Source organism: Candidatus Alkanophaga liquidiphilum (assembly GCF_053996935.1).
In genome coordinates this window covers 23,351-49,512 of the sequence record NZ_JBMXYC010000047.1, presented here as the reverse complement: position 1 = coordinate 49,512, position 26,162 = coordinate 23,351, and the positions used below count along the sequence as shown (strand labels likewise).

29 protein-coding genes and 2 tRNA genes are annotated in these 26,162 nt (G+C 51.6%); 19 read left to right on the top strand and 12 right to left on the bottom strand.

All coding sequences use genetic code 11. The features are described from left to right. The 3 genes from ACXJJA_RS06320 to ACXJJA_RS06310 all read left to right on the top strand — a co-directional run. Window positions 1–1,058 (top strand): hypothetical protein (locus tag ACXJJA_RS06320; protein WP_456487372.1); only part of this gene is annotated, 1,058 nt, incomplete at its 5' end. A gap of 1 nt (window position 1,059) precedes the next feature. Next, on the top strand, window positions 1,060–1,488 hold the full coding sequence (locus tag ACXJJA_RS06315; RefSeq protein ID WP_456487371.1) for a PIN domain-containing protein: 429 nt from the start codon (window positions 1,060–1,062) through the stop codon (window positions 1,486–1,488). Between the two features lies 1 nt (window position 1,489). Then, window positions 1,490–1,705, top strand: a complete 216-nt coding sequence (locus tag ACXJJA_RS06310; RefSeq protein ID WP_456487370.1) for a hypothetical protein — start codon at window positions 1,490–1,492, stop codon at window positions 1,703–1,705. A 209-nt stretch (window positions 1,706–1,914) separates the two neighbouring features. On the opposite strand, the gene ACXJJA_RS06305 is transcribed toward ACXJJA_RS06310, so the two are convergent. Further along, on the bottom strand, window positions 1,915–2,406 hold the full coding sequence (locus ACXJJA_RS06305; RefSeq protein WP_456487369.1) for a hypothetical protein: 492 nt from the start codon (window positions 2,404–2,406) through the stop codon (window positions 1,915–1,917). Between the two features lie 10 nt (window positions 2,407–2,416). Beyond that, entirely contained in the window at window positions 2,417–3,169 is a 753-nt protein-coding gene (locus ACXJJA_RS06300; protein ID WP_456487368.1) for a hypothetical protein, read from the bottom strand. 84 nt (window positions 3,170–3,253) lie between these two features. On the opposite strand from ACXJJA_RS06300, the gene ACXJJA_RS06295 reads away from it, so the two are divergent. After that, the gene (locus ACXJJA_RS06295) at window positions 3,254–4,168 is read left to right on the top strand and encodes a transposase (protein WP_456487367.1); all 915 of its coding nucleotides are present in this window, start codon (window positions 3,254–3,256) and stop codon (window positions 4,166–4,168) included. Further along, window positions 4,158–4,331 (top strand): zinc ribbon domain-containing protein, encoded by a 174-nt coding sequence (locus tag ACXJJA_RS06290; RefSeq protein ID WP_456487366.1) that lies wholly within the window; start codon window positions 4,158–4,160, stop codon window positions 4,329–4,331. Before ACXJJA_RS06295 ends, ACXJJA_RS06290 begins: the two co-directional genes overlap by 11 nt. 133 nt (window positions 4,332–4,464) lie before the next feature. Here the strand turns inward: ACXJJA_RS06290 and ACXJJA_RS06285 are convergent, their stop codons facing one another. Together ACXJJA_RS06285 and ACXJJA_RS06280 are read right to left on the bottom strand one after the other, a co-directional pair. Beyond that, window positions 4,465–4,632, bottom strand: coding sequence for a hypothetical protein (locus ACXJJA_RS06285; protein ID WP_456487365.1), 168 nt, complete (start codon window positions 4,630–4,632; stop codon window positions 4,465–4,467). A gap of 376 nt (window positions 4,633–5,008) precedes the next feature. Further along, entirely contained in the window at window positions 5,009–5,170 is a 162-nt protein-coding gene (locus ACXJJA_RS06280) for a hypothetical protein (protein ID WP_456487364.1), read from the bottom strand. Window positions 5,171–5,374: 204 nt separating this feature from the next. Here ACXJJA_RS06280 and ACXJJA_RS06275 point away from each other — a divergent pair. From ACXJJA_RS06275 to ACXJJA_RS06225, 11 genes are all read left to right on the top strand, one after another. Further along, a tRNA-Lys gene (locus ACXJJA_RS06275) sits at window positions 5,375–5,448 on the top strand. 2 nt (window positions 5,449–5,450) lie between these two features. Next, window positions 5,451–5,696, top strand: coding sequence for a DNA-directed RNA polymerase subunit H (locus ACXJJA_RS06270; protein WP_456487363.1), 246 nt, complete (start codon window positions 5,451–5,453; stop codon window positions 5,694–5,696). 9 nt (window positions 5,697–5,705) lie between these two features. Then, window positions 5,706–9,035, top strand: coding sequence for a DNA-directed RNA polymerase subunit B (locus ACXJJA_RS06265; protein WP_456487362.1), 3,330 nt, complete (start codon window positions 5,706–5,708; stop codon window positions 9,033–9,035). A gap of 12 nt (window positions 9,036–9,047) precedes the next feature. After that, window positions 9,048–11,747, top strand: a complete 2,700-nt coding sequence (locus tag ACXJJA_RS06260; RefSeq protein ID WP_456487361.1) for a DNA-directed RNA polymerase subunit A' — start codon at window positions 9,048–9,050, stop codon at window positions 11,745–11,747. Next, window positions 11,744–14,041 carry a DNA-directed RNA polymerase subunit A'' gene (gene rpoA2, locus ACXJJA_RS06255; protein ID WP_456487360.1) on the top strand — a complete coding sequence of 766 codons (2,298 nt, stop codon included), beginning with the start codon at window positions 11,744–11,746 and terminating at the stop codon, window positions 14,039–14,041. Before ACXJJA_RS06260 ends, rpoA2 begins: the two co-directional genes overlap by 4 nt. Before the next feature lie 11 nt (window positions 14,042–14,052). After that, window positions 14,053–14,349 carry a 50S ribosomal protein L30e gene (locus tag ACXJJA_RS06250; RefSeq protein WP_456487359.1) on the top strand — a complete coding sequence of 99 codons (297 nt, stop codon included), beginning with the start codon at window positions 14,053–14,055 and terminating at the stop codon, window positions 14,347–14,349. Between the two features lie 100 nt (window positions 14,350–14,449). After that, window positions 14,450–14,878 (top strand): NusA-like transcription termination signal-binding factor, encoded by a 429-nt coding sequence (locus tag ACXJJA_RS06245; protein ID WP_456487358.1) that lies wholly within the window; start codon window positions 14,450–14,452, stop codon window positions 14,876–14,878. A 5-nt stretch (window positions 14,879–14,883) separates the two neighbouring features. After that, window positions 14,884–15,312 carry a 30S ribosomal protein S12 gene (locus ACXJJA_RS06240; protein ID WP_456487357.1) on the top strand — a complete coding sequence of 143 codons (429 nt, stop codon included), beginning with the start codon at window positions 14,884–14,886 and terminating at the stop codon, window positions 15,310–15,312. 54 nt (window positions 15,313–15,366) lie between these two features. Continuing rightward, entirely contained in the window at window positions 15,367–15,930 is a 564-nt protein-coding gene (locus tag ACXJJA_RS06235) for a 30S ribosomal protein S7 (RefSeq protein ID WP_456487356.1), read from the top strand. 132 nt (window positions 15,931–16,062) lie between these two features. After that, the gene (locus ACXJJA_RS06230; RefSeq protein ID WP_456487373.1) at window positions 16,063–16,308 is read left to right on the top strand and encodes an Lrp/AsnC ligand binding domain-containing protein; all 246 of its coding nucleotides are present in this window, start codon (window positions 16,063–16,065) and stop codon (window positions 16,306–16,308) included. A 10-nt stretch (window positions 16,309–16,318) separates the two neighbouring features. Further along, complete coding sequence (locus tag ACXJJA_RS06225) at window positions 16,319–16,594, top strand: hypothetical protein (RefSeq protein WP_456487355.1); 276 nt, start codon at window positions 16,319–16,321, stop codon at window positions 16,592–16,594. A 17-nt stretch (window positions 16,595–16,611) separates the two neighbouring features. Here the strand turns inward: ACXJJA_RS06225 and ACXJJA_RS06220 are convergent. Next, window positions 16,612–16,685 (bottom strand) — tRNA-Thr (locus ACXJJA_RS06220). A gap of 35 nt (window positions 16,686–16,720) precedes the next feature. Beyond that, window positions 16,721–17,764, bottom strand: coding sequence for a M42 family metallopeptidase (locus ACXJJA_RS06215; protein ID WP_456487354.1), 1,044 nt, complete (start codon window positions 17,762–17,764; stop codon window positions 16,721–16,723). A gap of 336 nt (window positions 17,765–18,100) precedes the next feature. Between ACXJJA_RS06215 and albA the strand changes: the two genes are divergently transcribed. The 3 genes from albA (at window position 18,101) to ACXJJA_RS06200 (ending at window position 19,971) form a co-directional block, all read left to right on the top strand. Next, window positions 18,101–18,379 (top strand): DNA-binding protein Alba, encoded by a 279-nt coding sequence (albA, locus tag ACXJJA_RS06210; RefSeq protein WP_456487353.1) that lies wholly within the window; start codon window positions 18,101–18,103, stop codon window positions 18,377–18,379. A gap of 71 nt (window positions 18,380–18,450) precedes the next feature. Then, window positions 18,451–19,410, top strand: coding sequence for an aspartate carbamoyltransferase (pyrB, locus tag ACXJJA_RS06205; protein ID WP_456487352.1), 960 nt, complete (start codon window positions 18,451–18,453; stop codon window positions 19,408–19,410). An 87-nt stretch (window positions 19,411–19,497) separates the two neighbouring features. After that, window positions 19,498–19,971 (top strand): DUF2124 family protein, encoded by a 474-nt coding sequence (locus ACXJJA_RS06200; RefSeq protein WP_456487351.1) that lies wholly within the window; start codon window positions 19,498–19,500, stop codon window positions 19,969–19,971. A gap of 13 nt (window positions 19,972–19,984) precedes the next feature. On the opposite strand, the gene ACXJJA_RS06195 is transcribed toward ACXJJA_RS06200, so the two are convergent. The 6 genes from ACXJJA_RS06195 to ACXJJA_RS06170 form a co-directional block, all read right to left on the bottom strand. Further along, a complete protein-coding gene (locus tag ACXJJA_RS06195) occupies window positions 19,985–20,794 on the bottom strand; it encodes an isopentenyl phosphate kinase (RefSeq protein ID WP_456487350.1) in 810 nt (269 codons plus the stop codon). A 7-nt stretch (window positions 20,795–20,801) separates the two neighbouring features. Next, window positions 20,802–21,737 (bottom strand): signal recognition particle-docking protein FtsY, encoded by a 936-nt coding sequence (ftsY, locus tag ACXJJA_RS06190; protein ID WP_456487349.1) that lies wholly within the window; start codon window positions 21,735–21,737, stop codon window positions 20,802–20,804. A 25-nt stretch (window positions 21,738–21,762) separates the two neighbouring features. Then, a complete protein-coding gene (gene pfdA / locus ACXJJA_RS06185) occupies window positions 21,763–22,221 on the bottom strand; it encodes a prefoldin subunit alpha (protein WP_456487348.1) in 459 nt (152 codons plus the stop codon). A gap of 87 nt (window positions 22,222–22,308) precedes the next feature. Further along, window positions 22,309–23,544, bottom strand: a complete 1,236-nt coding sequence (locus tag ACXJJA_RS06180) for a 5-formyltetrahydrofolate cyclo-ligase (RefSeq protein WP_456487347.1) — start codon at window positions 23,542–23,544, stop codon at window positions 22,309–22,311. Window positions 23,545–24,176: 632 nt separating this feature from the next. Further along, window positions 24,177–24,926, bottom strand: a complete 750-nt coding sequence (locus ACXJJA_RS06175) for a hypothetical protein (protein WP_456487346.1) — start codon at window positions 24,924–24,926, stop codon at window positions 24,177–24,179. Continuing rightward, window positions 24,923–26,161 (bottom strand): COG1361 S-layer family protein, encoded by a 1,239-nt coding sequence (locus ACXJJA_RS06170; protein ID WP_456487345.1) that lies wholly within the window; start codon window positions 26,159–26,161, stop codon window positions 24,923–24,925. Before ACXJJA_RS06170 ends, ACXJJA_RS06175 begins: the two co-directional genes overlap by 4 nt. Window position 26,162: the final 1 nt, after the last annotated feature.

The window sequence follows — 26,162 nt, the reverse complement described above, 5'->3', positions numbered from 1 at the left end:
ATGCAAAAGTAGTGAAAAAGGACGATATTGAGAGAATCATTAAAAATTTCTCAACTCCAATCTTTGAATATTCCAAAGTTGTCAATTTAAAAGCCATTAATAATATACTTCGTGAAACTAATGACATTAAAATTAAAAAATTCTTTGGATTCAAAACATGGATGGTGAAATATCCTTACATCTTTACGCACACATTTACATTTAACCCATATGTTGAATTCGAAAATGTGGATGATATTTCTGGGTATTTCTACTATTATTATGACTTTTCAGACCCTATACTACTTATCCCAAACATAAAAATCGAAAGATACGACATGGTCACGAAAAAGAAAATACCCATAATAAGCATAGATGACTACATAAAATTCGTTAATGATGTATATCGTTTACTGGATTACAAAAATAAAAAACCTATTTTTGTACCAGTGTCTCTTAGATTTGGAATGAACGATATTAAAAAATTAGCAAAGTACTATATAAAAAATGATTTCTTATGCGTATGGTTCGATTTTGAGGGTTCTGCAATTACTAAACCAAAAATCTCGAGAATAAGAGCCTTTGTTAGAGAATATGAACGAATCGAAAGATTAGACAACCTTGTAATATATTCTACAAATATTAAAAGAGAGATTATCTCAAACTTGAAAAGTGAAAAAACTCCCGCATCTGATGTGCTAATATCTCTGACGGGATCCAATTTGGTTGGGGTTAATAGAGAGCCACCAAGACCAATAGGCATAACTTTGAGCAATGAGGAACGTAAAGAATTAAGAAAACATAAAGCCAGAGTGTTTGATCCTTCTACATATTACTATACTAAGGTTGCAAAATATAATTCCCATGCTTATGATTTGTTAATGAGACAGTCATACAATATCTTATTTAATTCACAACTTCTTGATACTGAATTTAGAACTCAAACAGAGCATCTTTTAGAGACAGGGGAACTTGAAGAATATATAACCAAAAAACAGATGATAAAAGAATATAAAAGAGGAGAACTTGGAAAAGTTCTCTTTCATAAAAAAGTAAAAAAGATTACAGAGTGGTTCTAAATTGAGGGAGAGAAATGAGCGGGGTTCGGGATTCTTGCAATCCTTCGGATTTGACTCGGCATTTTGGAGGGACGTTTTACCCCATTTTGATGTTTACGTCTCAGAAGTGGTTCTTGATGAAATCAGAGCAACAGCGGAAGCGAATCTACGAAAAGCATTGGAGAACCTGATAAATGACTTTGAGGTTCTGGAAATGACGGAAGAAGTTATTGAATTGGCAGATATATATTTATCTTACAGACGCTTGCCTCGTGGTGATGCTCTTCATCTTGCTTCGGCAAGTATTGGAGAGATGAATTTCTTAGTCACATGGAATCTCCGACATATTTATAAGCGTGGAACACAAGAAATGATACGTGAGGTGAATACAAGGTTAAGGATTCCCGTCCCCACAATTGTAACACCCGAAGATTTCTTTGGGGAGGAGTAAAATGACAAGAAGAGAAGTTACTGAGAAGCAAAAAGAAGAAATACGAAAGAAAGTAAAACGGGAATTCCCGGGATGCAAGGCCTTACAGGACATTCACTACTATCGCTATGTGAAAGAGATAAAATGGCAAACGATGACGCCCTCCGAGATTGTAGAGGATATAAAGAGGGGTGCTGGCGAGATCAAAAAGGAAATGAAGGCGTCCACGATAAGATGAAACCGCCACTTCATATAACAGAGCGTATCTGGCTTCGTGCCTTTGGCACTCCGTCCAAGTCCAGCCTTACGGCTGGACTTCAGATACGCTCGGAACGTTGTTCGAAATTCTGAACTCCGCTCAACAATTGGAGATGTATAGTAAAATGGAAATATACCAGAAGTCTTTATGTAAGGCTTCTTTCCCGCTTAAGAAGGACAGTATGTTTCTCACGCCTTATTATATTCCTGTTTACTCTGTCCCTTACCTTTCAATTTCAGTGTGATTTTCTTCTTTGGCTTCTTTTCTGCCTCAGTGCTTTCCGCAACGCCGAGTAGCTTCCTTGCAGCTCGCACGAGTGCGTGTCGCATGAATCTTGTAAAGTCGAAAACGTCTTCTACCGGGATATCCTCATCGCTCATCTCCCGCCCATAGAGCACACGAAGCTCGTTCTCGAACTCCGGCTCGTAAAGCTGTAGGAAGAAGAAAATACGGAGGTAGGACAGTGGGCGGAACATGATGCACCACTCCGTAGCGTCGTCGAGGGCAGCGTCCACAAGCTCGCCGCCCGCAAGCTCCGCCAGCTCCTCAGCCTTATCCCTTCTCACGTTCCAGAGAATCTCGGCGCCCCCTACCATCATGCGTTTTAGCTCCTCGGTCATATACCAGCCGCCCTTCATCTCGTCTATCGACATCAATTCGCTTAGCCTCACGCCCTTCATCTCACACACCTCACAACTCAACCTCGTCTTTCCACTTTTCGTAAGCACTCTCAAAACCATTTTCCTTCAGCACAAAGTCAATAAATCTTATGTGTTCGCCGATGAGCCGCCGCACGACGTCATCAGACACCCGCTCCCCGAACAGAATCTCACGCCGCAGTCTCGCCGCCAAGACGTCCAGCGGCTTACGTGAGCGTTCGATGCTTATTACGCTGACCTCAAACCCCTCGCTCTTGAGGTGTTCGATGATGTCATCAGATAGGTTCAAGCAAACGTCGCCGTCCTCCGCCGCTCTCGCAATATACTTGCCTTCTTTCCTCGAAAACTCAGCCTCAAGGAGGATATAGTCAGCAAGAATCCGCCGCCACTCCCCCACGTCTATGCCCCGCACTTTCGCCCTGAAGGTTTCCATCAGGATGTCGTCCAAGAGCCTGAGCTTAAAGTCGTGGTGTCGTGGATGCACGTAGCAGCGAACCTCGCAGTCGAGACCTCGCAACCCCTCAAAAAGATGCTTGCTCGTCTTATATGTGTGCGCTTCTTCAGGCTTCACCACGCCACGTGCCTCCAACTCCGACAAAACACGCTCGTAGTCCCGCACGCTCCTTACTATGCAATTAACGAGTTCCTCATGCCCCATTGGCAAATCCAAGAAGAAATTCTTGAAGCTCCCCGCCTCCTTCAACACTTTTAACCGCTGCGCCGCCCTCATCAAAGCGTTGCTCGTCCTTGTCGTGTTTATCGCCACAAGCATCGGAGCGCTCATCTTTGTTATTTTGTGCTTCACGTATATGTCTTTTATGCCACTTGCGTTACCATTTTTCCACCAAGAAAGCCTCGCCGGGCGGGGATGAATTGGATAGGTATGGAGTTGGTGCAGATGAAGCGAACAAACATCTTTAAGCTAAATCCGGGGAAGGAAGAAGAAGCAATACTGCGCAAGTGGGCGGACAACTGCTCTCGAATGTTCAACGAGATAAACTATAAGCGTAGGCAATCATTCTTCAGCGGCGAATTCGACTGGAACACTGACGAATTCTATCACAAATATAAGAAGCTTATAGGTTCGGCGACGGCACAGCAGATAATAATTAAGAACAACGAAGCTTGGAAATCGTTTTTTGCACTGCTTAAAGCCTACAAGGCGGGAAAGATCGAGGATAGACCTCATCCGCCGGGCTACTGGAAGGACAGAGCCACGGGTAAGCGGATATTAAGGATACTGGTAAGGAACGATGCTTATAAGCTCGATAATAAGTATCTGAGGCTGCCGTTCAAACTAAAAGCGAGGGGGAAGGGGAAAAACAGATGGGAGGGTAAGCAGGGGAGACTGGAAATAGTTTATGACGAGCTCTCGAACAGATGGGTATGCTACCAGCCGGTAGAGGTGAAACCTCTACATCAGCCAAAAGGTGATAAGATAGCATATGTTGATCTGGGAGTGAAATGCCCGATAGTGGTGAATATAGAAGGGGAAACATGGGGTTACAGAGCGAATTCAATGCTTGCGGACTGGTGGTATCTAACGAAGGAGATAGCGAGGGTGCAGGGAGAGTTAGAGAAGATAGGGAAAAAGAGCAGCAAGAGACTGAGGAAGTTGCACAGGAAGCGGAAGAGGCGGTTTAGAGATAGTATAAACAAGATAGCGGCGGATTTCGTCAGGAAATGCTGGGAGCTGGGAGTGGCGGAGATGGTATGCGGCGGCGACCTGCGAGGAATAAAAATGATGCAAAGTTCAACCCGAAGGCAAATGCATGATTCATAATTTCTGGCCTTCCAGCTATCTATATAAGCGGATAAGCGAGAAGGCGGAAGAATACGGAATAAGAACGAGAAGGGCGGATGAAAGGGGCAGCACAAGCAGCAAATGCCCACGCTGCGGCGGCTCAAAACACGTAACAAAGAGCGGCAGACTGTTAAATGCATGAAATGCGGGCTGGAAGCCCATAGAGATGCAGTAGGTTGTATAAATATAAGGCTCGCTCAGGGAGAAAGATTCCCCTGCGGGGGTCATTAACCGGGCGGTGAGGATGTCAGAGGCGTTGAGCTGGACAAAGCAACTCAGCCGACGCTACCGAACAGAAACTCGCACGCAAGGCACTTGTATTTGTATTCGCCGAGTAGGATGGCGATGCTGCCGTCGGCTCTAAACCTGCCCCGCACCACTGACATCTTCCCGCATCTTGGGCATTGGAAATTAGGCACCGGTTCATATGGCGTCCGCACCATTTTCTTCCCCTTTTAAGTGTCCGCATGTGAGCACAAAAAAATAACTCCTATGCATCTCAAACAGGCACATGCACGCCCCAGCATTTTGACGCCGTCCTTCTCGATTTGTGACCATCGGGTTCGGGGCTCACGCTTCTGCCCGAACCGCAGTCGGGTTCCTGCCTGCACTGTTGCTCGGCACCTCGTTGTTGTTAAAATCACCGATGATGCCTAGTAGTTCTCGTAGCACGTTTTTTGTCATCGCAATGTTGCTGCTGGTATTCCCAGAGGCAGATGCCGCCGTAATGATTGTTGTTGCATGTGGTATTCATGCTTACAATGGTCAGCGTTGAGACGGGCTTAAAAGAATGTATCTTCGAGAGGGAGTCAGAGACGTTCACGTGTCGGCGGAGATGCTGAAAATGTGATAGACGGAGTTAGCGGCGTGGATGATGCGCGTGACCGTCACTTGAATTAAAGAGCGTGGGCACGTAAATGACGGCGGGTTCGCAGTCGTCATAAGCGCTAAGAAAGCAATGAAGCCCAACGTTAAAAGCATCGACCTCTCATGCTCTTCTCGTCCTCCGTTTCAAAATTCTTTCCACGTGCATTTGTTTGCGATGAAGTGCGACGACAAGCCTGTTTCTTACGTCCATGCCAAGCGGCTTAGAGTTTAAAATCCCCCGCCGTTCCATCACATCGGGTCGGCATAGGGTTAAATGCAGCGATGTATATTTATTAATGAGAGTGGTAAAGGTAAATTGGGCTCGTAGCTCAGCCAGGTAGAGCAGCAGGCTTTTAACCTGTTGGTCGGGGGTTCAAATCCCCCCGAGCCCGTAATGAAGAGGCGTGAGAGAATCGTGGTGACGGAGCACGTGCTCGTGCCGAAGCACGAGATATTATCTGAGGAGGAAGTGGAGGCGCTCCTCCGGAAATACGAAATTAGGAAGGAGCAGTTGCCGAAGATAAAGGCAAATGACCCCGTCATAAAGGAAATAGGAGCGAAAGTCGGCGATGTCGTCAGGATAATACGGAGGAGCAGGACGGCAGGAAAGTTTTTGGCATACCGGTTGGTTGTAAAGTAGGAGGAGGTAATGAGGATGCTTGATCGGAAAGTCCTTTCTAATGCATATTTCACGAAGGAGAAAATCGTGCAGCACCAGCTTGATTCATATAACCATTTCATAGAGCACGGGCTGCAAAGCGTGGTGGACGAGCAGGGTGTCATCGAGACGAGTATTGAGGACGAGGACGAGAAAGGTCTCTACAAAATATATGTGCGTCTCGACAGGGTGCGTGTCGGGAAACCTCGTGTCAAGGAGGCTGATGGCTCCTACAACGAGATCTTCCCAATGCAGGCGAGGCTCCGCAACCTCACTTATGCCGCCCCGATCTACCTAAAAATGCGTATTGTCAAGGAATACGAGGACGGCACCGAAGAAATAATCGACGATAAGGAGGTGGAGATTGGCGAGCTGCCTGTGATGCTGAAGTCCAAAATTTGCAACCTCCACGGGCTTTCCGACGAGGAGCTCATAGAAGTGGGTGAAGACCCGCTCGACCCCGGTGGCTATTTCGTAATCAATGGCGCAGAGCGCGTCATCATCACGCTCGAAGACCTCGCCCCGAATAAAATCCTCGTGAGCCGTGAGGAGAGTTACGACACGAAAATAGAAGTGGCGAAGGTGTTCTCGCAAAAACATGGCTTTAGAGTGCCAGTATCGGTGGGACGTGGCAGGAAGTCGATACTGGAGGTCTCGCTACCGTCCATACCGGGGAAAGTGAATTTCATAACCTTGATGCGGGCTTTGGGACTTGAAAGCGATGAAGAAATAATAAAGGCGGTTTCTGACGACGAAGAGATAATAAAATTCATAAAGGACAACCTGGAAGTGGCGGACACGAAGACCAAAGAGGATGCAACGCTCGCTCTTGAGCGACGGGTAGCGCCGGCACAGCCCAAAGAATACAAGGAGCGGCGTCTCAATTACATCCTCGACCGATACCTGCTGCCGCACCTCGAAGACCGCATCACAAAGGCTCACTTCCTCGGCAAAATGGCGGAGGCATGCCTCGAACTCACACTCGGACGACGTGAGGAGGACGACAAAGACCATTACGCAAACAAAAGGCTTAAGCTTGCCGGCGACCTCTTAGAAGACTTATTCCGAGTCTCTTTCGGAAAGCTCGTCAGGGACATCAGATACCAACTCGAAAGGGCGAACATGCGGGGCAGGGAGCTTAATATAACCACTGCTGTCCGCTCAGATGTGCTGACGGAACGCATAATGCACGCCCTCGCCACCGGGAACTGGGTCGGCGGACGCACAGGCGTCTCGCAACTCCTCGACAGGAACAACTTCATGAGCACGCTCTCGCACCTCCGCAGGGTGATTTCGCCGCTATCGAGGTCGCAGCCGCACTTCGAAGCTCGTGATTTACACCCGACGCAGTGGGGGCGCATCTGCCCGTGCGAGACGCCTGAAGGTCCGAACTGCGGACTCGTGAAGAATTTCTCGCAACTCGTCGAAATTTCGACCGGTATCGAGCACGACGACCTCAAAAAGCTTTTATACGACATCGGCGTCGTGCCGCTCCCAGCCGAGGTAAGCACGATGTTCAATGTCAAAGTTTTCATCAATGGCGAGTTCCTGGGCATTTGCACCGACCCCGAGAAAGTTGTCTCTGAAGTCAGAAGGCGAAGGAGAAGCGGTGAGCTGTCCCATCAAGTGAATATTGCTTACTACGAGCGGCGACGCGAGATTATAATCAACACCGACCGTGGCAGGGTGCGACGCCCCTTAATAATAGTGGAGGACGGCAAGCCCTTGGTCACCGAAACGCACATAGAAAAATTAAAGCGAGGCGAGCTCACCTTCGACGACCTCGTGCGTGCAGGCGTCATCGAGTATTTGGATGCAGAGGAGGAGGAGAACGCATACATTGCGGTGGGCGAGGATGAACTGACGAAGGAGCACACGCACCTCGAAATAGACCCGTCGCTGATTGTAGGCATCTGCGCCGGTATGATCCCATATCCAGAATACAATTCCTCGCCTCGTAATACGATGGGCGCCGCCATGCTCAAGCAATCTTTGGGACTGAACGCCGCAAACTTCAGAATTCGCCCCGATACCCGTGGGCACTTGCTACACTACCCGCAGAAACCTCTCGTAACAACGAGAACCGCCGATGCTATCCTCTACGACAAGCGTCCTGCGGGTCAAAACTTTGTCGTCGCAATCCTCTGCTACGAGGGTTACAACATGGAAGACGCTGTGATACTGAACAGGGCGGCGATAGACCGAGGCTTAGGAAGAAGTCACTTCTTTAGAAGCTACGAGTGCGAGGAGCGCCGCTACCCTGGCGGGCAGGAAGACCACTTCGAAATACCGGACTCAGAAGTCGTGGGCGCTCGTGGTATGGACGCCTACGTCCAGCTCGACGAACACGGCATCATCAATCCCGAGACGGAAGTCGCACCAAACGAGGTTTTAGTCGGCAGGACGTCGCCTCCAAGATTCCTCGAGGAGAGCACCGAGCTCATAAGCCCGCTACGCCGTCGGGACACTTCCATCTGCACGAGGTCTAACGAGAAGGGCATCGTGGACTCGGTGATGCTCATGGAGTCGAGCGGCGGACGCAAGCTCGTAAAAATAAAGGTGCGAGACCAGAGAATTCCCGAAATCGGAGACAAGTTTGCATCTCGCCACGGGCAGAAGGGTGTCGTCGGGCTGATTGCGAACCCTGAAGACCTGCCGTTCACCGAAGACGGCATCATCCCTGACATGATTCTGAACCCGCACGCGATACCCTCAAGAATGACCGTCGGGCACATCCTTGAGATGATTGGTGGGAAGGTTGGCGCCTTGGAGGGGCGCAGGATAGACGGGACGGTGTTTTCAGGGGAGGTTGAAGACGAGCTTAGGAAAGCGTTGCTAAAGGCAGGCTTCTCGCATACCGGGCGTGAAGTCATGTATGATGGCATCACCGGCGAGAAACTGGAGGCGGATATCTTCGTCGGCATTGTTTATTATCAAAAACTGTATCACATGGTTTCCTCGAAAATACATGCGAGGTCGAGAGGACCTGTCCAGATACTTACAAGGCAGCCCACCGAAGGACGAGCTCGTGAGGGCGGTCTGCGTTTCGGCGAGATGGAGCGGGACGTCCTCATCGGGCATGGAGCGGCGATGGCGCTCAAAGATAGGCTTCTTGACGAATCTGATAAGGTAATAGAGCTCGTCTGCGGTAACTGCGGTATGATTGCATCGCTTAGCAAGACGGGGGATGTTTATTGTCCAAGCTGCGGCTCCGATACTGATATTTACCCCGTGGAGATGAGCTACGCCTTCAAACTCCTGCTCGACGAGATGAAAGCGATGTGCATAGCGCCAAGGCTTGGGCTGGAGGACGCCATATAACGAGGTGAAACGATGCCGCCGAAGAGGATAAAACTGATAAAGTTCGGGTTGCTGTCGCCGAAGGAAATAAGGAAGATGAGCGTGACGAAGATCATAACGCCAGATACCTACGACGAGGACGGCTTCCCAATAGATATGGGGTTAATGGACCAGCGGCTTGGCGTCATCGACCCGGGGCTGAGATGCAAGACGTGTGGCGGGAAGATGGGCGAGTGCCCCGGGCATTTCGGGCATATTGAGCTTGCGGCTCCCGTTATTCACATCGGCTATGCGAAACAAATCGCCAAAATCTTACGCTCCACCTGCCGGAGTTGCGGGCGTGTTCTTCTTACCGAGGCGAGGAAGAAGGAGTTTTTAGAGGAACTTGAGAAGAACAAGGACAACGTTGATAGAGTGGTCAAGGCGGTCATCAAAGAGGCTTCGAAGGCGTCGGAGTGCCCTTATTGCGGCGAGAAGCAGCGGGATATAAAGTTCGAAAAGCCTCTGACATTCTTAGAGAAGGATGAAAGCGGCGAGGAACACAAACTCATGCCGACAAACATTCGAGAACGCCTTGAAAGAATCCCGGACGACGACGTTCGTGTTTTCGGAATGGACCCTAAGAACGCAAGACCGGAATGGATGGTCCTGACCGTGCTGCCAGTGCCTCCTGTTACCGTGCGCCCTTCAATCACCCTCGAAAGCGGGCAGCGCAGCGAAGACGACCTCACGCATAAACTCGTCGACATCATCAGAATTAACCAGCGCTTCATGGAGAACAGGGACGCTGGGGCGCCGCAGCTCATCATCGAAGACCTTTGGGAGCTGCTTCAGTATCACGTCGCCACATACTTCGACAACGAGGTTTCGGGGCTGCCCGCCGCCAGACACCGCAGCGGTCGCCCGCTGAAGACCCTCGCTCAAAGGATGAAAGGCAAGGAAGGTAGGTTCCGTGGCTCGCTCTCCGGAAAGCGTGTGAATTTCTCAGCTCGCACTGTCATCTCTCCAGACCCTAACATCAGCATCACCGAAGTCGGTGTTCCCGAGGCGATTGCTAAGGAGCTTACGATTACCGTGACGGCGACGCCCCGCAACATCGAGGAGCTGCGGGAAATCGTGCGCCGTGGACCGAGGCACCCCGGCGCCAATTACGTGCGCAGACTCGACGGGCGGCGTGTCAAAATCACAGAGCGCAACTGCGAGGAGCTCGCAAATCAGCTCGAGCTCGGCTGGAAGGTCGACCGCCACCTGCGAGACGGCGACATCGTCCTCTTCAACCGCCAACCCTCCCTGCATCGAATGAGCATCATGGCACACCGGGTTAAAGTCATGCCCGGTAAGACCTTTAGGCTCAACCCGGCGGTCTGTCCGCCCTATAACGCGGACTATGATGGCGACGAAATGAATTTACACGTCCTGCAGACAGAAGAGGCGAGAGCGGAGGCAAAGATTCTGATGGAAGTGCCGAACCAGATAATCTCAGTGCGTTTCGGCGGTCCGATAATCGGCGGCATCCATGAGCACGTCTCAGGCTTGTTCCTCCTCACGAACGGTGAGAAGCTATTCACAAAGGAGCAGGCGGTAGAGATTCTGAGAAAGACCGATGTGCGTGCGTTGCCCGAGCCTGCAGGCTTTTTCGAAAGTGATGACAAAATGCCGTATTGGACCGGAAAACAGCTCTTCAGCCTCATACTGCCGAGAGATTTGAATATGGAGTTCCACGCAGAGATATGCGAGAAATGCTACAAGAGAGGAGAGCCATGCTTAAAAGAGAAGTGTCCAAGAGATGCTTACGTGGTGATAAGGGAGGGGGAGCTGGTATGCGGCACCATAGACGAAGCTGCGGTCGGCGCATTTAAAGGCAAAATCATAGACAAGATCTTCAGGAAATATGGGGCGGAGGAGGCTCGCAGGTTCATAGATGAGGCGACACGCCTTGCAATCCAATACATAACAAAGACCGGCTTTAGCTTCGGAATAAGCGATGAAGACATTCCGAAGGAAGCTGAAGACCAGATAATGGGGGAGATACTGACGCAGGCAGAAAGAAGGGTCAACGAGCTGATACGGGCATACCTCGATGGGGAACTCGTGGCGTTGCCGGGGCGCACGCTTGAGGAGACGCTCGAATTAATGATAATGCAAGAGCTTGCTCGTGCGAGAGATTCCGCCGGTGAGATTGCAGGCGAATATCTCGGCTTGGAGAACCCGGGCGTCGTGATGGCGAGGTCTGGCGCTCGGGGTTCGATGCTGAACCTCACGCAAATGGCAGCCTGCGTCGGGCAGCAGTCCGTCCGTGGCGAGCGCATAAACCGTGGTTATCTTGGCAGGACGCTCCCACACTTCAAACGTGGCGACCTCAGTGCCGAGGCGCACGGCTTCGTCCGCTCTTCGTTCAAGAAGGGACTTTCGCCTGTGGAGTTCTTCTTCCACGCCGTCGGCGGGCGTGAGGGGCTCGTGGACACGGCTGTCAGAACGTCGCAAAGTGGATATTTCCAGAGACGCCTCATAAATGCGCTGCAAGACCTCGAAGTCCGTTACGACGGGACCGTTCGGGACACGAGGGACGTTGTCGTGCAATTCTTATACGGCGAAGATGGCGTTGACCCCTCGAAGAGTGAGTTCGGCAGGGTTGTGGATGTTGAGGAGCTTGTGCAAGATGCTTTGAAGGAGGCGCTGGGCGAGAGCGCAAAGGTAAAAGAGGCGACAGGCGAGGGAGGGGTGAGATTATGAGCGTAGCGAACTTAACGGAGCTCGAAAAGAACATAATAAAGGAGCTTTCAGAGAAGTTTGAGATCAAGGAGTTCGACGTTGAGGCTTTCGGAAACTTGTTTAAAAGCTTGAGCGAGGAGTTTGGTGTCGAAACTCTGGACGAGAAGGAACTTAAAAAGATTCTGATGACGCTGAAGGCTAAGGAGGGTGAGCTCACTGAGGAAGAAAAGGAGTGGGAAATCAGTGCGCTTCCAGTGCCTGAGAGCATCAAAGAGGAGCTTCTGAGAAGATTACGGGGCATAAAGCTGGATAGGCAGCTCTTTGCTAAGATTTTGAATACCGTTGTGGAAAAATACGAGACGGCAAAAGTAGAACCATGCGAAGCCGTGGGCATAGTCGCCGCGCAGTCCATAGGTGAGCCCGGCACGCAAATGTCCCTGCCCTACGGCGAGCGGATTATAGTAAAGGAGGGTGAGGAAATAAAACCCGTAGAGATAGGAGCGCTTGTAGATCGCTGCATTTCAAAATACGGCTGTTTAAAGTTTGGTGGCAGTGATGCCGAGGTTTGTGAGCTGCCTCTCGACGTGAACATCCTCGTTCCGAGCTTAGACGCCAACGGGAAAATCCGCTGGAAGAGAGTTCTGGCATGCATAAGGCACAAAGCCCCCCAACGGCTGTTAAAGGTGAGAACGGCGTCCGGCAGGGAGATAATCGCCACTGATTACCACTCCTTCGTAATCAAAGAAGAAAACAAAATTGTCCCAGTAAGGGGAAGCGAGCTCAGACTCGGGGACAGGATTCCCGTAGTGAAATTCTTGCCCGTGAGCAGTATTGAGACCTTGAATTTTGAGGGTCGCAAGGTTAAGCTTGACTACGATTTGGGGCGCGCCTTAGGAGCATACTTCAGCAGCGGCAATGCAACGGCAGCAGCGCCCAAGCTTGATTGGGAGTCTAAGATGCTGCAAAGACTTACAGGCAGGAACAGATTGCCAAATTTTGTGTATAACGCAAATGAAGAATTTGTAAGAGGCTTGTTGCATGAGTATTTTGATGTGAGCGGCGAGGTTGAGCTGCGTTTGCGCTCAAAGGAGCTGGCGGACGGATTTGCACTACTCCTCACGAGGTTTGGGATTTTCTCCACGAAGAGGCGTGAGGGTAGTCAGTATGTATTGAGGATTCCAGAAGCGGCAGACGGCGGCAACAACGACGACGGGGACGCAGAGGACGTTGTCTGGGATGAAATAGTGGAGCTTTGCGAGGTTAAGTGTGGCGACGAGCACGTTTACGATGTCTCAGTCGAGGGTTTCGAGACGTTCATGACGTTTGAGGGCATAATCACGCACAACACGATGCGGACGTTCCACTATGCGGGGGTCGGAGCGATATATGTGACGCTGGGCTTGCCGCGCATTATAGAAATCGTGGATGCGAGGAAAAACCCCTCAACGCCGGTGATGACGGTCTATCTTGAGGACAAATACGCGCACGACAAGAATAAGGCGGAGGGGCTCGCCATGGAGATTGAGGAGACGAGAGTCTCGCACATAGCAGAGGTTAGGGCTGACGTGGACAGGATGCTCGTCGTTGTGCGGCTGAAGGAAGAGATGCTTGAAAAGAAGCGGATAACCGTGGAAGATGCGATTGCAAAGATTGAGGAAGGACTTTCAAAGAAGGGGTTTGGATTAGAATTTATTGAGGAAGAGAAGTGCATATTGGTGCATTTGGGTGAGAAATCGTATCGCAAGCTCCTGCGGCTCGAAGAAGAAATAGCAAACATCCTCGTCAAAGGTATAGAGGGCATAAAAAGGGTCATCATACGGATGGATGAAAAGAGTCGGGAATACGTGCTTTATACCGAGGGGTCCGCCCTGAAGAAGGTCATGCAGATTGAAGGTATCGACTACCGGAGGACGACGACGAACAACGTCCATGAAATAGCTGAAGTCCTCGGCATAGAGGCTGCACGCAACGCAATAATCGAAGAGATGATAAACACGCTTGAGGAACAAGGGTTGAACGTGGACGTGCGGCACATCATGCTCGTTGCGGACATGATGACCGTGGACGGCGAGATCAAGCAGATAGGACGGCACGGCGTCGCTGGCGAGAAGGCATCCGTGCTCTCAAGGGCAGCGTTCGAGGTCACGGTAAACCATCTGCTCGACGCTGCGATGTATGGGTATGTTGATGAGCTCCGTGGCGTCACCGAAAACGTAATCGTCGGGCAGCCGATAAGGCTTGGGACCGGCGATGTGGAGCTTGTTGCGAAAAGGTTTGACCAATTGATGAAGGAGCTGAAAAAAGCTAAGGCGTAAGGGGAGAGAGCATGCTTGATGTGAACAGGGAGTTGCAGATTGCAATACGGACGGGGACCGTGCTCATGGGGACGAAACAGACGCTGAAGGCGCTGGAAAGCGGGAAAGGGAAGCTCGTGATATATGCGGCGAACTGCCCCGTAGAAGTAAAAGAGAAAATGAAAGCTTTTCAAGAAATCGCTTATGAATATCCCGGGACGAACATGGAGCTCGGACGGGCGTGCGGCAAGCCTTTCTCAGTAGCGGCACTCTGTGTCATCGATAGCGGGGAGTCTGAAATCCTACATTTGAAACGTGAAAGCGAGTAAGTCCCGCTCCTGCGATTCCATGGCTGCAAAAGCTTTATAAATAATAAATGAGGAGAAGGAGGCAGAGGACGGTGAGTGGGGGCAGGGAAGGTGCGTATGCATGAATTTAAGGCTTGATACTGACAAAATAAGATATATAAGCCTATTTGAGAGCCTGACTGGTGCTACCGTTAAAGACTGTGTCATCGACGAGGATGGCAACAAGCTGATAATGGTGGTCAAGCAAGGGCACATGGGACTCGCCATCGGGCGGCGGGGGTGCAATATCAACAAGGTGAGACGCCTCTTAGGCAAAGAGATAGAGGTCGTCGAGCATTCTCCTGACGTTCGTGAGTTTCTCGAAAATCTCCTTCGTCCGATTTGTGTGAAGAACGTGCAGATTTTCGACAGGAACAACAAGAAATGGGCTTACGTCGAGGTGCTGGCGAGGGACAAAGCCATCGCCATCGGGAAGAACGGGCGAAATATCCGGAAGATAAAGCTTTTAATGCAGCGGAACTTAGGAATTGATAACGTGATAATAAAGTGAGGGGAATGAGCTACGGGCTATATGCGGTAAGGAAGCTGAAAAAGGACCGGAGGAGGTGGAAGAAGAAGGACAAGGACTACGTGCGGCGCCTGTTCCGCCTGAAGCAGAAGCACGACCCCCTCGAAGGCTCGCACATGGCGAGGGGTATCGTCCTTGAAAAAGTGGGTATTGAGGCAAAACAGCCATGCTCCGGCATACGGAAATGCGTCCGCGTCCAGCTCATCAAGAACGGCAAGCAGATTACAGCCTTCGCCCCCGGCGACGGCGCCATCAAGTTCATCGACGAGCACGACGAGGTTCTCGTGGAGGGCATCGGCGGACGTAAAGGACGTTCGATGGGAGACATCCCCGGCGTCCGCTACCGAGTAATTGCGGTGAACGACGTTTCGCTGAAAGAATTGGTCAAGGGTAAGAAGGAGAAACCGATAAGGTGAGACTGAGGAGAGAGGCGAACTGGACTGGGCTGAAATTTGAACTGGGGAGCCGCAATGCCGCAGAATTTGATATTTAGGAAGTGGGACCCCACAGAGGTTGATATTAAGGACATAGCGCTGCACCGCTACATCGCTCTGGAGCCGAAGTCCGCACTCCATACCGGCGGACGTCACGCAAAGAAGCCGTTTGCGAAGGCGGAGGTCTGCATCGTCGAGCGGCTGATAAACAAGATGATGCGCTCTGGGAAGAACACGGGCAAGAAGCTCAAAGCTTACAACATCGTCAAAGACGCCTTCGACATCATCTACGAGCGGACAAAAGAAAACCCCCTACAATTGCTTGTGGATGCCATCATGAACGCAGGACCAAGGGAAGAGACCGTCCGCCTCAAATATGGCGGCATTGCAGTCCCGAAAGCGGTTGACACGTCAACGCAGCGTCGAGTCGACCAAGCTCTGATGTTCATAGCCAAAGGCGCGCAGAGAGCAGCATTCAAGAGTGGGCGCAGCATAGAGGAGTGCCTCGCAGAAGAAATAATTTCGGCAGCGAAAAACAGAAAGTGCTTCTCCATAAGTCAGAAGGAAGAGAAAGAACGAATAGCAAAGGGCGCCAGGTAACTCTTGACCATCTCGAGCGAGCCCGAAACCGCTAAGGGGCTAAGTGGCGGAGAATGTTGCCTACAAGGGATGCCTTTTCTCATCATTAGAGGTTTTAAATAATTAAAGATTAAATACTGCTTGGTGGTGGGAATGGCGCATGATGCCATCATACTGCTCGCTGTTGAGACCTTTGTGGGCAGGGAGATGGAGGTTGCAGAGGAGCTTGTGAGAGCGAAGGAGGCATCTGAGGTTTATCTCGTAACTGGTGACTTCGATATCCTCGTAAAAATCGAAGTCGAGCGTGTGGATGACGCTTTAGATTTTGTGATGAATAAAGTGCGGAAGATGGATGGCGTCCTGAGGACGAGGACTGTGTTTACTAAACGGCTGAAGTGAGGGGGTAGGAATGAGTTGCCCGAGATGTGGGAAGGATGACACTGTTGTAGCGCTCGGACTTAGGGATTTGGAAGTCGAGCGGACAAGAAAGGAAAGGGTGAGCGTGAAGAAGTGCGGATTAGCAGCAATTTACGCTCACGGCATTTGGGTCCCAGACTCAAGTCCTTTGGACGGGGTGGTCTACAGTAGCTCTGCTCTCAGCACGAGAACCCTGTTGTTTTCTCACGAGCGCTTAGACTGGAGGAATTCGCACAACGTAACCGGCTTCTCAACTCTCACTAATTAAATATCCTGGTCTTAAAGAGCCGCTGGGGGGATTTGAACCCCCGACCTGCTGATTACGAGTCAGCCGCTCTTCCGGGCTAAGCTACAGCGGCTTTATTACTAATTACGTTGCCATTTAAAAAATTTGTTAGAAGTAATCAGCGGCGTTTTCGAGGGCTTTAGCTAGCAGCTCCGCACACCTATCGAGGTCTTTTAGGCTCAAAACTTCGACAGGGGAGTGGATGTAACGAGCGGGCACGCTCACGACGCCCGCAGGCACGCCGCTCCGCGTCAGGAAAATTGCGGTGGCGTCGGTCGTGCCGCCCTCAGAGACGCTCAGTTGGTACTCAATTTTGTGTTTTTCTGCCGTTTCGGTGAGCCAGCGGAGCACGAGCGGTGGCGTTATTATGCCGCGACCGGCGGCGTCCGAGACTGTGATTACAGGACCTTTGTCGAGCTCTATAGCAGCGTCTTTCTTCTCGACGCCGAGCTGTCTCGCAACCGCAATTTCGGTGGCGACGGCGACGTCAGGATTCAGCTCGAACGCTGACGTCCGGGCGCCCTTCAGTCCGACTTCCTCCTGAACAGTCGCAACTGCGTGAATCGTGCACTTCGCATCCGTTCGCCTTAATGCTTCAATCATCATCGTAACGCCCGCTCTGTTGTCAAGCGCCTTTCCAGTCACCCTCCCGTTCACGAGCGTTGTCAGCTCCCTGTCAAGCGTCACAGGCGTGCCGGACATGATTCCCATGTCCTCGACTTCTTTGCGGCTGCTTGCGCCGACGTCGATAAACATATCCTTAGCCTCCACAGCCTTCTTTCGCTCCTCCTCTTTCATGAGGTGCGGGGGCTTCGAGCCGACGACGCCGACGATTTTGCCTTTGCGTCCGTGGAGGACGACCCGCTGGCTCAGGAGAGTCTGGTCGAACCAGCCGCCAATTTTTGTGAACCTGATGAAGCCGTCGTCCTCGATATACTTGACCATCAGTCCAATTTCGTCCATATGCGCTGCAAGCATCACGGATGGCGGGCTGCCGTGCTTCGTCGCCACGAGATTTCCAAGTTTGTCCACTTTTATCTCGTCAACGTAATCTTCAAGCTCCTCAGCCACGATCTGTCGAACCTCGTCTTCATAGCCCGCAATGCCATGGGCGTCCGATAACCTCGTCAATAGGGCCTTTAGCTCTTCCATCTCAACCAACCCTCGATGTTGTTTCAATCTCCCTTCTATTTATCTTTCTGTTATTACACGCTCATTCTGCGCATGTTTTGCAAAGCGGCAGGGATAACTGGGAAGACGCTTACGTGCCTTCCCAGCAGGCATCTCTTAGTATGAGGCAGAGGGGGAGGAAAAGTTTAAATATAAGTTCAAAGCTACTTCCAGTAGGCTGGGACGCATGCTCCAGCAAGCTACCTTGGCGGTGGGCAGGCTGAGCATGATGAGCGTAACCTGCCCACGACGTCGAAGCCGCTGAGGAGCTGGAGCCGCCGGTCGGCGGTGAGACGATAACAGAAAGCGGGTGGGAACATGCCGGAGGACAACGTGATATACGTAGGTAACAAACCTGTGATGAGCTACGTGTTGGCGGTCGTGACGCAGTTCAACAACGGCAGCGAGGAAGTGGTGATAAAAGCCCGAGGACGTTCTATTTCGAGGGCTGTGGATACCGCAGAGGTCGTGCGCAACAAGTTTATGCCGAACGCTGAGGTAAGAGACATAAAAATAAGCACCGAAGAAATCGAAGGAGAAGGAGGACAAAAAGCGAACGTCTCCTCGATAGAAATCGTGCTGGGCATAAAGAAATAGTTTTTTATTTTATTCCCTTTTTTGATTTTCAGGGCTGTAATTTTATCTGTTAGCATTATGCACTATTTGTGATGACTGGTAGTGGGTTGCGATTTGTTAGCAAGGATGTTAGCGCTTTTAAGAAGCGGCACATAATTTCGATGCGGGATTTCACTAGAGAGGAAATTGATTTCATTTTGGAGGTTGCAGAACGTCTCGAACACTATGCAAGAGGGGAGCGCCGCAGCGACGCTCTCGCCGGCAAGCTCCTCGCAAACCTGTTTTTCGAGCCGTCAACACGAACCCGCATGTCGTTCGAGACCGCCATGAAGCGGCTCGGCGGCGACGTTCTGAACATGAGCGGCGTCGAAGCTTCCTCGATAGCGAAAGGCGAGAACCTTGCCGACACCATTCGTGTCATCAGCAAATATTGCGACGTCATCGTGCTGCGGCACCCGAAGGAGGGCGCCTCGAGGCTTGCCGCTGAATTCTCGGAAGTTCCGGTGGTGAATGCAGGAGACGGCGCCGGGCAGCACCCCACACAGACGCTTCTCGACCTTTACACGATGAAGAAAGAGTTAGGGCGGCTTGAGGGTCTTAAAGTCGCACTCGTCGGCGACCTCAAATACGGGCGGACCGTGCACTCCTTGGCTTACGCGCTCTCGCTCTACGGCGCCGAAATTTATCTCGTGTCGCCGGAGTTGCTAAAAATGCCGCAGGAGATAAAGGAGGACTTGCGTGGCGCTGAAATTTACGAGACTTCAGACATAAAGGAAGTAATAAGCGATGTCGACGTTTTGTATGTTACGAGAATCCAGCGTGAACGCTTCCCAGACCCCACCGAGTATATGAAGGTCGCAGGCTCTTACCGCATAATTCCCGACATGCTGAAAGAGAACGAACGATTAATAGTCATGCACCCCCTGCCCAGAGTGGATGAAATTGCCCCCGAAATCGACAAGACGAAATACGCAAGATACTTCGAGCAGGCGTTCTACGGCGTCCCCGTGCGGATGGCAATTCTCGTAACGCTCCTCGGAGCTGAAGTGTAAGCTGTAACGAGCTGCAGCAAAGTTCCCTAAGCATCACCAGACGGCGTTGTGCGTTAGCTTGAAATGCTCAGCGCCTAAAGGAAGCTTATGAAACGCGGGATAACCGGGTTGTTAGATGCGTTTAGGGAGAGTCTCAAGGATGTAAAAGAAGACGCAAAGGTGGTTTTTACGGGCACGGTCGGCGTCTGCACGCCGTTTGCCGAACTTCTCGCATACGCCGTCCGCAACAGAAATTTCAAGATGGTTTACGTGCCGAACGCTGACGTTAACGAGGCAAGGAGTATGAAGCTTGTCGAGAACGTCGGCTATTGCGTCATGGACGAGCCTGCTGACCCGAAGAATGCAGATGCAGTCGTCGTGCTTGGCGGGCTGGCGATGCCGAAGTATCCGTGCGACGCCGACGACGTTCTTAAATTCCTAAAAGAGGTCTGCAAGCCGTCGGCGAGGGTCATCGGCTTCTGCTTCATGAACATCTTCGAACGGCAGAACTGGCTCTCAAAAATAAAGTTCGACGCCGTCATAAACGGTGTAATTGACGTTGCGAGCGGCGGCTATCCTTAACCGCACGCCTCGACTAAGGGCTCACTACTGTTCCAAGAACTTTCTCGCCGCGTAAGAATTTCAAAACGTTACCCTCCTTTTCAGCATTAAAAATAAGAGAGGGCACGCTGTGCGCCGTCGCCAGCCCCAAGAGCCTCTCGACCTTCGACAGCATGCGTCCCGTGACGTCGTGCTCTTCCGCCGCCGCCGTCGCCACCGACTCCGACAACAGAAAACGCTCGAACTCCTCAATTTCGGGGCGTAATGCCTCAAAATTTGAGGGCGTTATTTCACGGAGCATATAAATTTTGGAATCTTGCTTTGCGAAGACGCCGTCTTCTCGCACGCCTGCCCCCGCTTTTGATGCTTTGAAAGCGGCGGAGACGTGCACGAGAATTTCGTCGCCAGAGAGTATGGAGAAGCCGCGAAGCTCGTCTAAGCAGATGTCGCCGTGCAGCACCGGGATCACACGCTTCGTCAAAGCAAGACGGACGGGCTCAAGGCTCATCGTCCTCAGAACGCCGCCACGCATCACTGCACAGCTCATCGGGTGCACAGGCACGACTTCAAGACCGACATCGCTTAAAGCTTCGAGGAACATGCCGTTCAGCCTTTTGACGGCGGCATGCGTTTTTAAAGCGTCACGAACGTCCTTGCTCTCGAAATACTTCTTTGCCTGTGGGTGTCCGAAGGAACCGGCGCCGTGTATTAAGACCAGTTTTGAAACGCCACTTCTTTTTACCTCTTCAGAAATCCGCCGCATCTGGTCGGGTTTGGGAGTCTCCTCTTTGCTTTTATTGGTAATGACGCTGCCGCCGATTTTGAGGACACGCAACTCACTCATTTTCAAGTTAAGGACCAACGAGCCTCTCCACAAGCCAAGTGGCATCAAACTTCTGGAGGTCGTCGTAGCCTTGTCCAGTGCCGACGAAGATTATTGGTTTGCCAGTAACATGGGCTATTGAGATGGCGGCACCCCCCTTAGGGTCGGCATCGAGCTTTGTTAATATGGAAGCGTCAATCCCGACGGCGTCGTTGAAGCGAGTCGCCCGCTCGACGGCGTCATTGCCCGCGACAGCTTCGTCAACGAAGATTTTTAGGTGTGGTGAGTTCACTCGGCAGATTTTGCGGAGCTGCTCCATCAGGTTAATGTTCGTGTGCATCCTGCCGGCAGTGTCCGCAAGAACAACATCGCGGCGGTGCGCCCTTGCATATTCGACGGCGTCGTAAACGACGGCGGCGGGATCTGCGCCGTATTGGTGTTTTATGAGTTTCACGCCGAGGTTCCTTGCGTGCGTTTCGAGCTGCTCGGCAGCGCCCGCTCTAAAAGTATCGGCACAGGCGAGCACGACAGAATATCCATTGTCAAGGAGGCGTTTTGCGAGTTTTGCGATCGTGGTAGTTTTACCTGTACCGTTCACGCCGACAAAGACTATGCGAACGGGCTTCTCGCAATGCTTGACGAACTCGTCGAAGTCGAACTCACACGGAAAGAGCGAGCGCAGCAACGCCTCCCGCAAAGCCTCCATGACGACATCTTCAGTGCGCCGTAGCAACTTCTTCCGCCGCCCCACAAGCTCGTTTTTTACAGCCTCAATGATGCTCTCAGCCACGGGCAACGCCACGTCGCTCTCGAGCAGTGCGAGCTCCAACTCCTCCAGCGGCTCTTCTAAGTCTTTACTGTCGAGGATTACTTCGCCTTCAGTGATGACTGTTTTGACCTCCTGCACCTTCTCCCCAACGCTCTTCGTAAACGCCTTGAACTTCTGCCTCAGCCGCTCGAACATCTGAACCACGTCGCCGTGCGTATTGTTATCCTTGTCTCGCCTGCTCCTGCCTTGCGAGTATTTCTTGGAGCCGTGCCTGCACCTTTTGCGCCTCCTGCTCCAACCTCTGTAGCAGTTCTGTTATTTCAGCCCGCCGCTTATCCAACTCGTCCCTTCGCTCCTTCAAGCTCTCAATGGCGCTGTCGGGGTCCTTTTCGGCGCTCACACCCGCCCCCAAATTTATTATTACCTTTTCAGGAGTGCTCAGCGTCGCATACACCGAAGCGCCAGCGCCGACGGACACAAGCAGCTCATCGCCCGCCTTCAATTTCTTCAGGTATTTTATGGTCTCCATAGCCCTCTCATACTCGGCTACCGATTGCTGAACAAGGACGAGCTCCTGCGTCAGGGCGTCCGCTTGCGTCTGGTATTGTCGAAGCCGCATCATTAACGCCTGCGCCTCTTGCGCCTCCGCACGCTCATTCCTCCCAGCACGCTCTTCCATCTTTTACCACCCCTGAACTAATTGATTTTCTTTATATTGGAACTTAATGGCAAGAAGCCCCCTCCCCTTCACCGAACAACATACCGCCTAACGGTCCCCATCCAGCAGACTTATAAATTCTGGCGGGATGAAGTCCGCGACGTAAACACGGTCGGTCGCCTTTTCTATCCGAACGCCCTCCGCCAGCGCTGCCTTCGCATCTATTCTCAAAACGACAGGTCTGTCCGTCCTTCTCTTTCCGACTTCGATGGCGTCCTCGACGCTCGCCGACAGGTGCACTTTACGCCGGCCCACGGGCTTCAATCCCTCTCGCAGAATCTCAGCGGCAGCATCTTCGGTCGTGCCGTGGTAGAGTGTGGCGACGTCCGCCGCTGGGAGCTTTATTTGAACGTCTATCGAGTGTCCATATCTCGCCCGTATCATCCCATCCCTAAGCTCGTAACGCCCTTTGGGGTCGTTTTCCACGACCTCAACTATAAGCTCTTCATTCGCATAAGGGACCCTCTTGCGCAAATCTTTTAAAAGCGCTTTTAAGCTCATGAAGCCGTCTTTCCGCATTTTCGGCGACGGCTTGTGCCTTAGGATATAACTTATCGCCTTGCTTATCTTTATTTTGGTCTCAAGCTCCATAAGTGGTCTTATTTTTAAAATTCTACTGTTGTCAATGCGTTTCCAATCTATACCCACCGGTCTTTTCCTCGGCTTTTCTATCTTGATCATTTGGGAAGGCGTGACAATGAAGTTCACGGCAACGTCGTTTTTGTCATGAGGCAGTTCGTCAAAGACTTGTGAGTCGTGGACGACGGCAATGATGGGCGTGGTCTCGCCGACACTTCCTATTTCCTTAAGGATTGCGTATTCGAGGTCGAAGAAGCCGGTGCCCTTGCCGATGCGGCACCCATCACCCCGGCTCACGGCAACGGCGCCAGTGACCATCAAATCAACCTTTCCGATATCCTCAAGCGAAGTTTTCAGCCGCCTACCGTATTTAAAGACCTCCTTGCTGCGGACAGCTAAGCGCCACACCTTTTCGTCGACGGCGGTGGGATCGAGCTCGTAAAAGCCTTCGGCAAGCGCAGGCGTTGCCATTATGACCACCTTTCCGTCTTTCAGAGCGTTAAGTCTAACATGGTATTGAGCGGCGTCCGGAGGCACGAATATCCTCGCAGCGTCTTTATAAACGTCAAGTGTCCGCAAGAGGGAGGCAGCGGCTTCCTGCCCGGGGAACGGGGGAATTTTGTTAAAAGGGCGGGCGACGTCCAACTCGAGCATTCTCCCCCACACCTCCGCCCTCACTTGCTTCTTGCTCTTAAATGCTGCCATAATACCACCGGCAAGCTCTCTGCTCAAATTAGCATTGCCCTTGATATAAGGCTTGCGTGCTGCGAGGAGCGGAGCGCCGCAACGCAGCTTAATGGCTGGTTCGAGCTTTACACACTTTTTCAGGCGTCAGCAATGTATGATGCCTGATTTCGACCGATAATTTTATATATGCTCAAATCATAAAGTTGCTGCGATTACCGACAAGCCGGCGCTGAGCCGAAGCACGCAGTCGGCATCGCAAGCAATCCCGGAAGCGTTTGCGGACGGGATAGAGGGTGTGGGTTGCACCCGGTGCGATGGACGAAAGATGACATCGCACGAAGCATTTTGAGTTTTTCGGCTCAAAATGTATAACCTGGCTCTGTTTTCATATCTCGTCCTTAGTCACAAGGAATCTTTTTTCACTCGTGGATGCCACTCGTAGCCGCAGAATTCATATCTCGTCCTTAGTCACAAGGAATCTTGACTCTCACAATCGCCACAATGACGGTTCGGGAATCTTCACGCCAGCAATAACTCTTAGCGTATCTTCTCGTGTTCTTCCCCTGGCTCCCTCTCCGCCTCTTGGAAAACTCGCTCCCCTCTTCGCCTTCAAGAGGTTTTTATCCGCCTCACAGCCCGCAACTGACAAGTCACACTTTACTCAGCAGTTCGACGACACGCCGCCACGCCGCCCTCAGGGGGCGCCAGATTTTCTCCCGTTTTTCCTCGTCCAGTTCGTATTTCCGTAGCCAGAGCGCCGCAATTAGGAACACGAAAAATGCGGCGCCGAAGATTTTCCTCAACCCGCTTATTTCCACGTTGTGCAGAATTGCAAAGCTGTTACAAAAAAGAATGCCGAGCGAGAAGATGCATACTGTCGTGAGAACATGCCAGAGGGAGAGCTTCCGCTCTGCATAAACGCAAACAGCAAATATTAATAGCGGCATAACGTAAAAATCCAGCAGCGAAAGCCCGAAAAGGATGCTGCCGATGCCTGAAGCCAAAGACTTCTCGATGCAACTTTCCACGGCGGAAATGTGCTCAATGTAACCAGCTACGACCAATGTCTCGAAAGACATGCCGTCAAAATAATCATAATCATGCCAGTCCACATACCACTCCGCAATCTTGTCCTTAACGAGCAGAACGTCACCTTCGGAAACGCCGCTGTCACCTCTCACAACGACGAGCGTTCTCTCTCCAGAAACGCTATCTTCAAGCAGTAAAAGGAAGTAGTCGTTCCCACCGTCAGTTGGCAGTATCTCAGAAATTTCGTGCGGAGAGAGCTTCTTAACGGCTACTACGACGCCCGCATCCCCAAGTCCCTCATGAACGGCGTAAGGCAGTAGCAACGCAACGTATGCGACTAACAGTACCAGCAGCATTGCTCTCGCTCTCATTCTCCCCTCCTCTGCACGAAATAAATTCCAACGAGCAATATAATCGTAATTATCAAAAATGCAACCACGTAACTGAGTGGGATGGGCGAAGCTTTTTCCAGAACGCTCACCTCATAAATCCTCGTGTAGTTATATTCCTTGCCGAACCGGTCGCTGTAATAAACATTTATCTTAAGGGCATACCGACCGACCCTCGCATCGTCGGCGACGTAAATGCCGAATGCCGCCGTTTCTGAGGCGTCAGGCGGAATCTCGCCGATGAAGTAATAAGACTCCGAGAGAAGTCCAACGCTCGAAACTTCGACTCTCACGTCCTCAGCGTCCTCAGAGCCTACATTCGTCAGTTTTAGTAAAAATATGCCCTCGCTCCCCTGCTGCAGGGTGCTCGGCTCCAGCGTTATTTCTTGGATATAGATCGAAGGCTCACCACGCACAAGAACGCCCACCTTTTTTCTCTCTACGTTGTTCCTGCTCGTCTCGTCCTCGTAACGGAGCGTAAGCTCGAAGACATGCTGCGAGGTCTTTGCGTCTGCAGCGACGCTGAAGTTGAACTCCACAAACGCCTCCTCCCCGCTCTTGAGCACGCCTAAGTATTCCTCGACGTCGCCGCCAACGGGCATAAACGGCTCCTTTACCGAAATATTCGCACGCAAGTTCCTTGCATCCGAAATTCCAACGTTCCTCAGCCGTATCCTTAGGGAAAAAGTCTCCCCGGGCTCTACAACCTCTGGAACTGTTTCCACGCTCAAAACCTCAAGCTCCGCCTTTTTAAGCGAGCCTGTGACTCTTAACGAGAAATAAATGATTTCGCTATACAGCTCGCCCTCTGCACCCCACTCGTCGTTCCAAAAAACCTTCAGCGGGATGTAATAAACGCCAACGTCAGCCCCCTTGTCCACGTAGACTTCATAGGTCACAGAAGCTTCCTTGCCGCCGGCGACGGTGCCTATCTCTTTGCGGGTTGCCCCCACGATTTTTATCGGCGACTCAACGGCGGCTACGACCTCGACCGCAACGTGGTAGACCTCAGTGGTGCCAAGGTTGCGAATTGAGATCTCCACCCCCCTCTGCTCCCCCGGAGATAGCCCCTTCGGCGAGACTTGAGAGACGCAAAACTTGGAAACCTCGGCAGCCAATGGCGACGTAACGAAAGACAAAAGCAAAAAAGCAACGACCGCAAGAGGCGCACTGCTGAGCAAAGTCGCCTTGCTGCTCCACGCCGCTCGCCGCTCCATA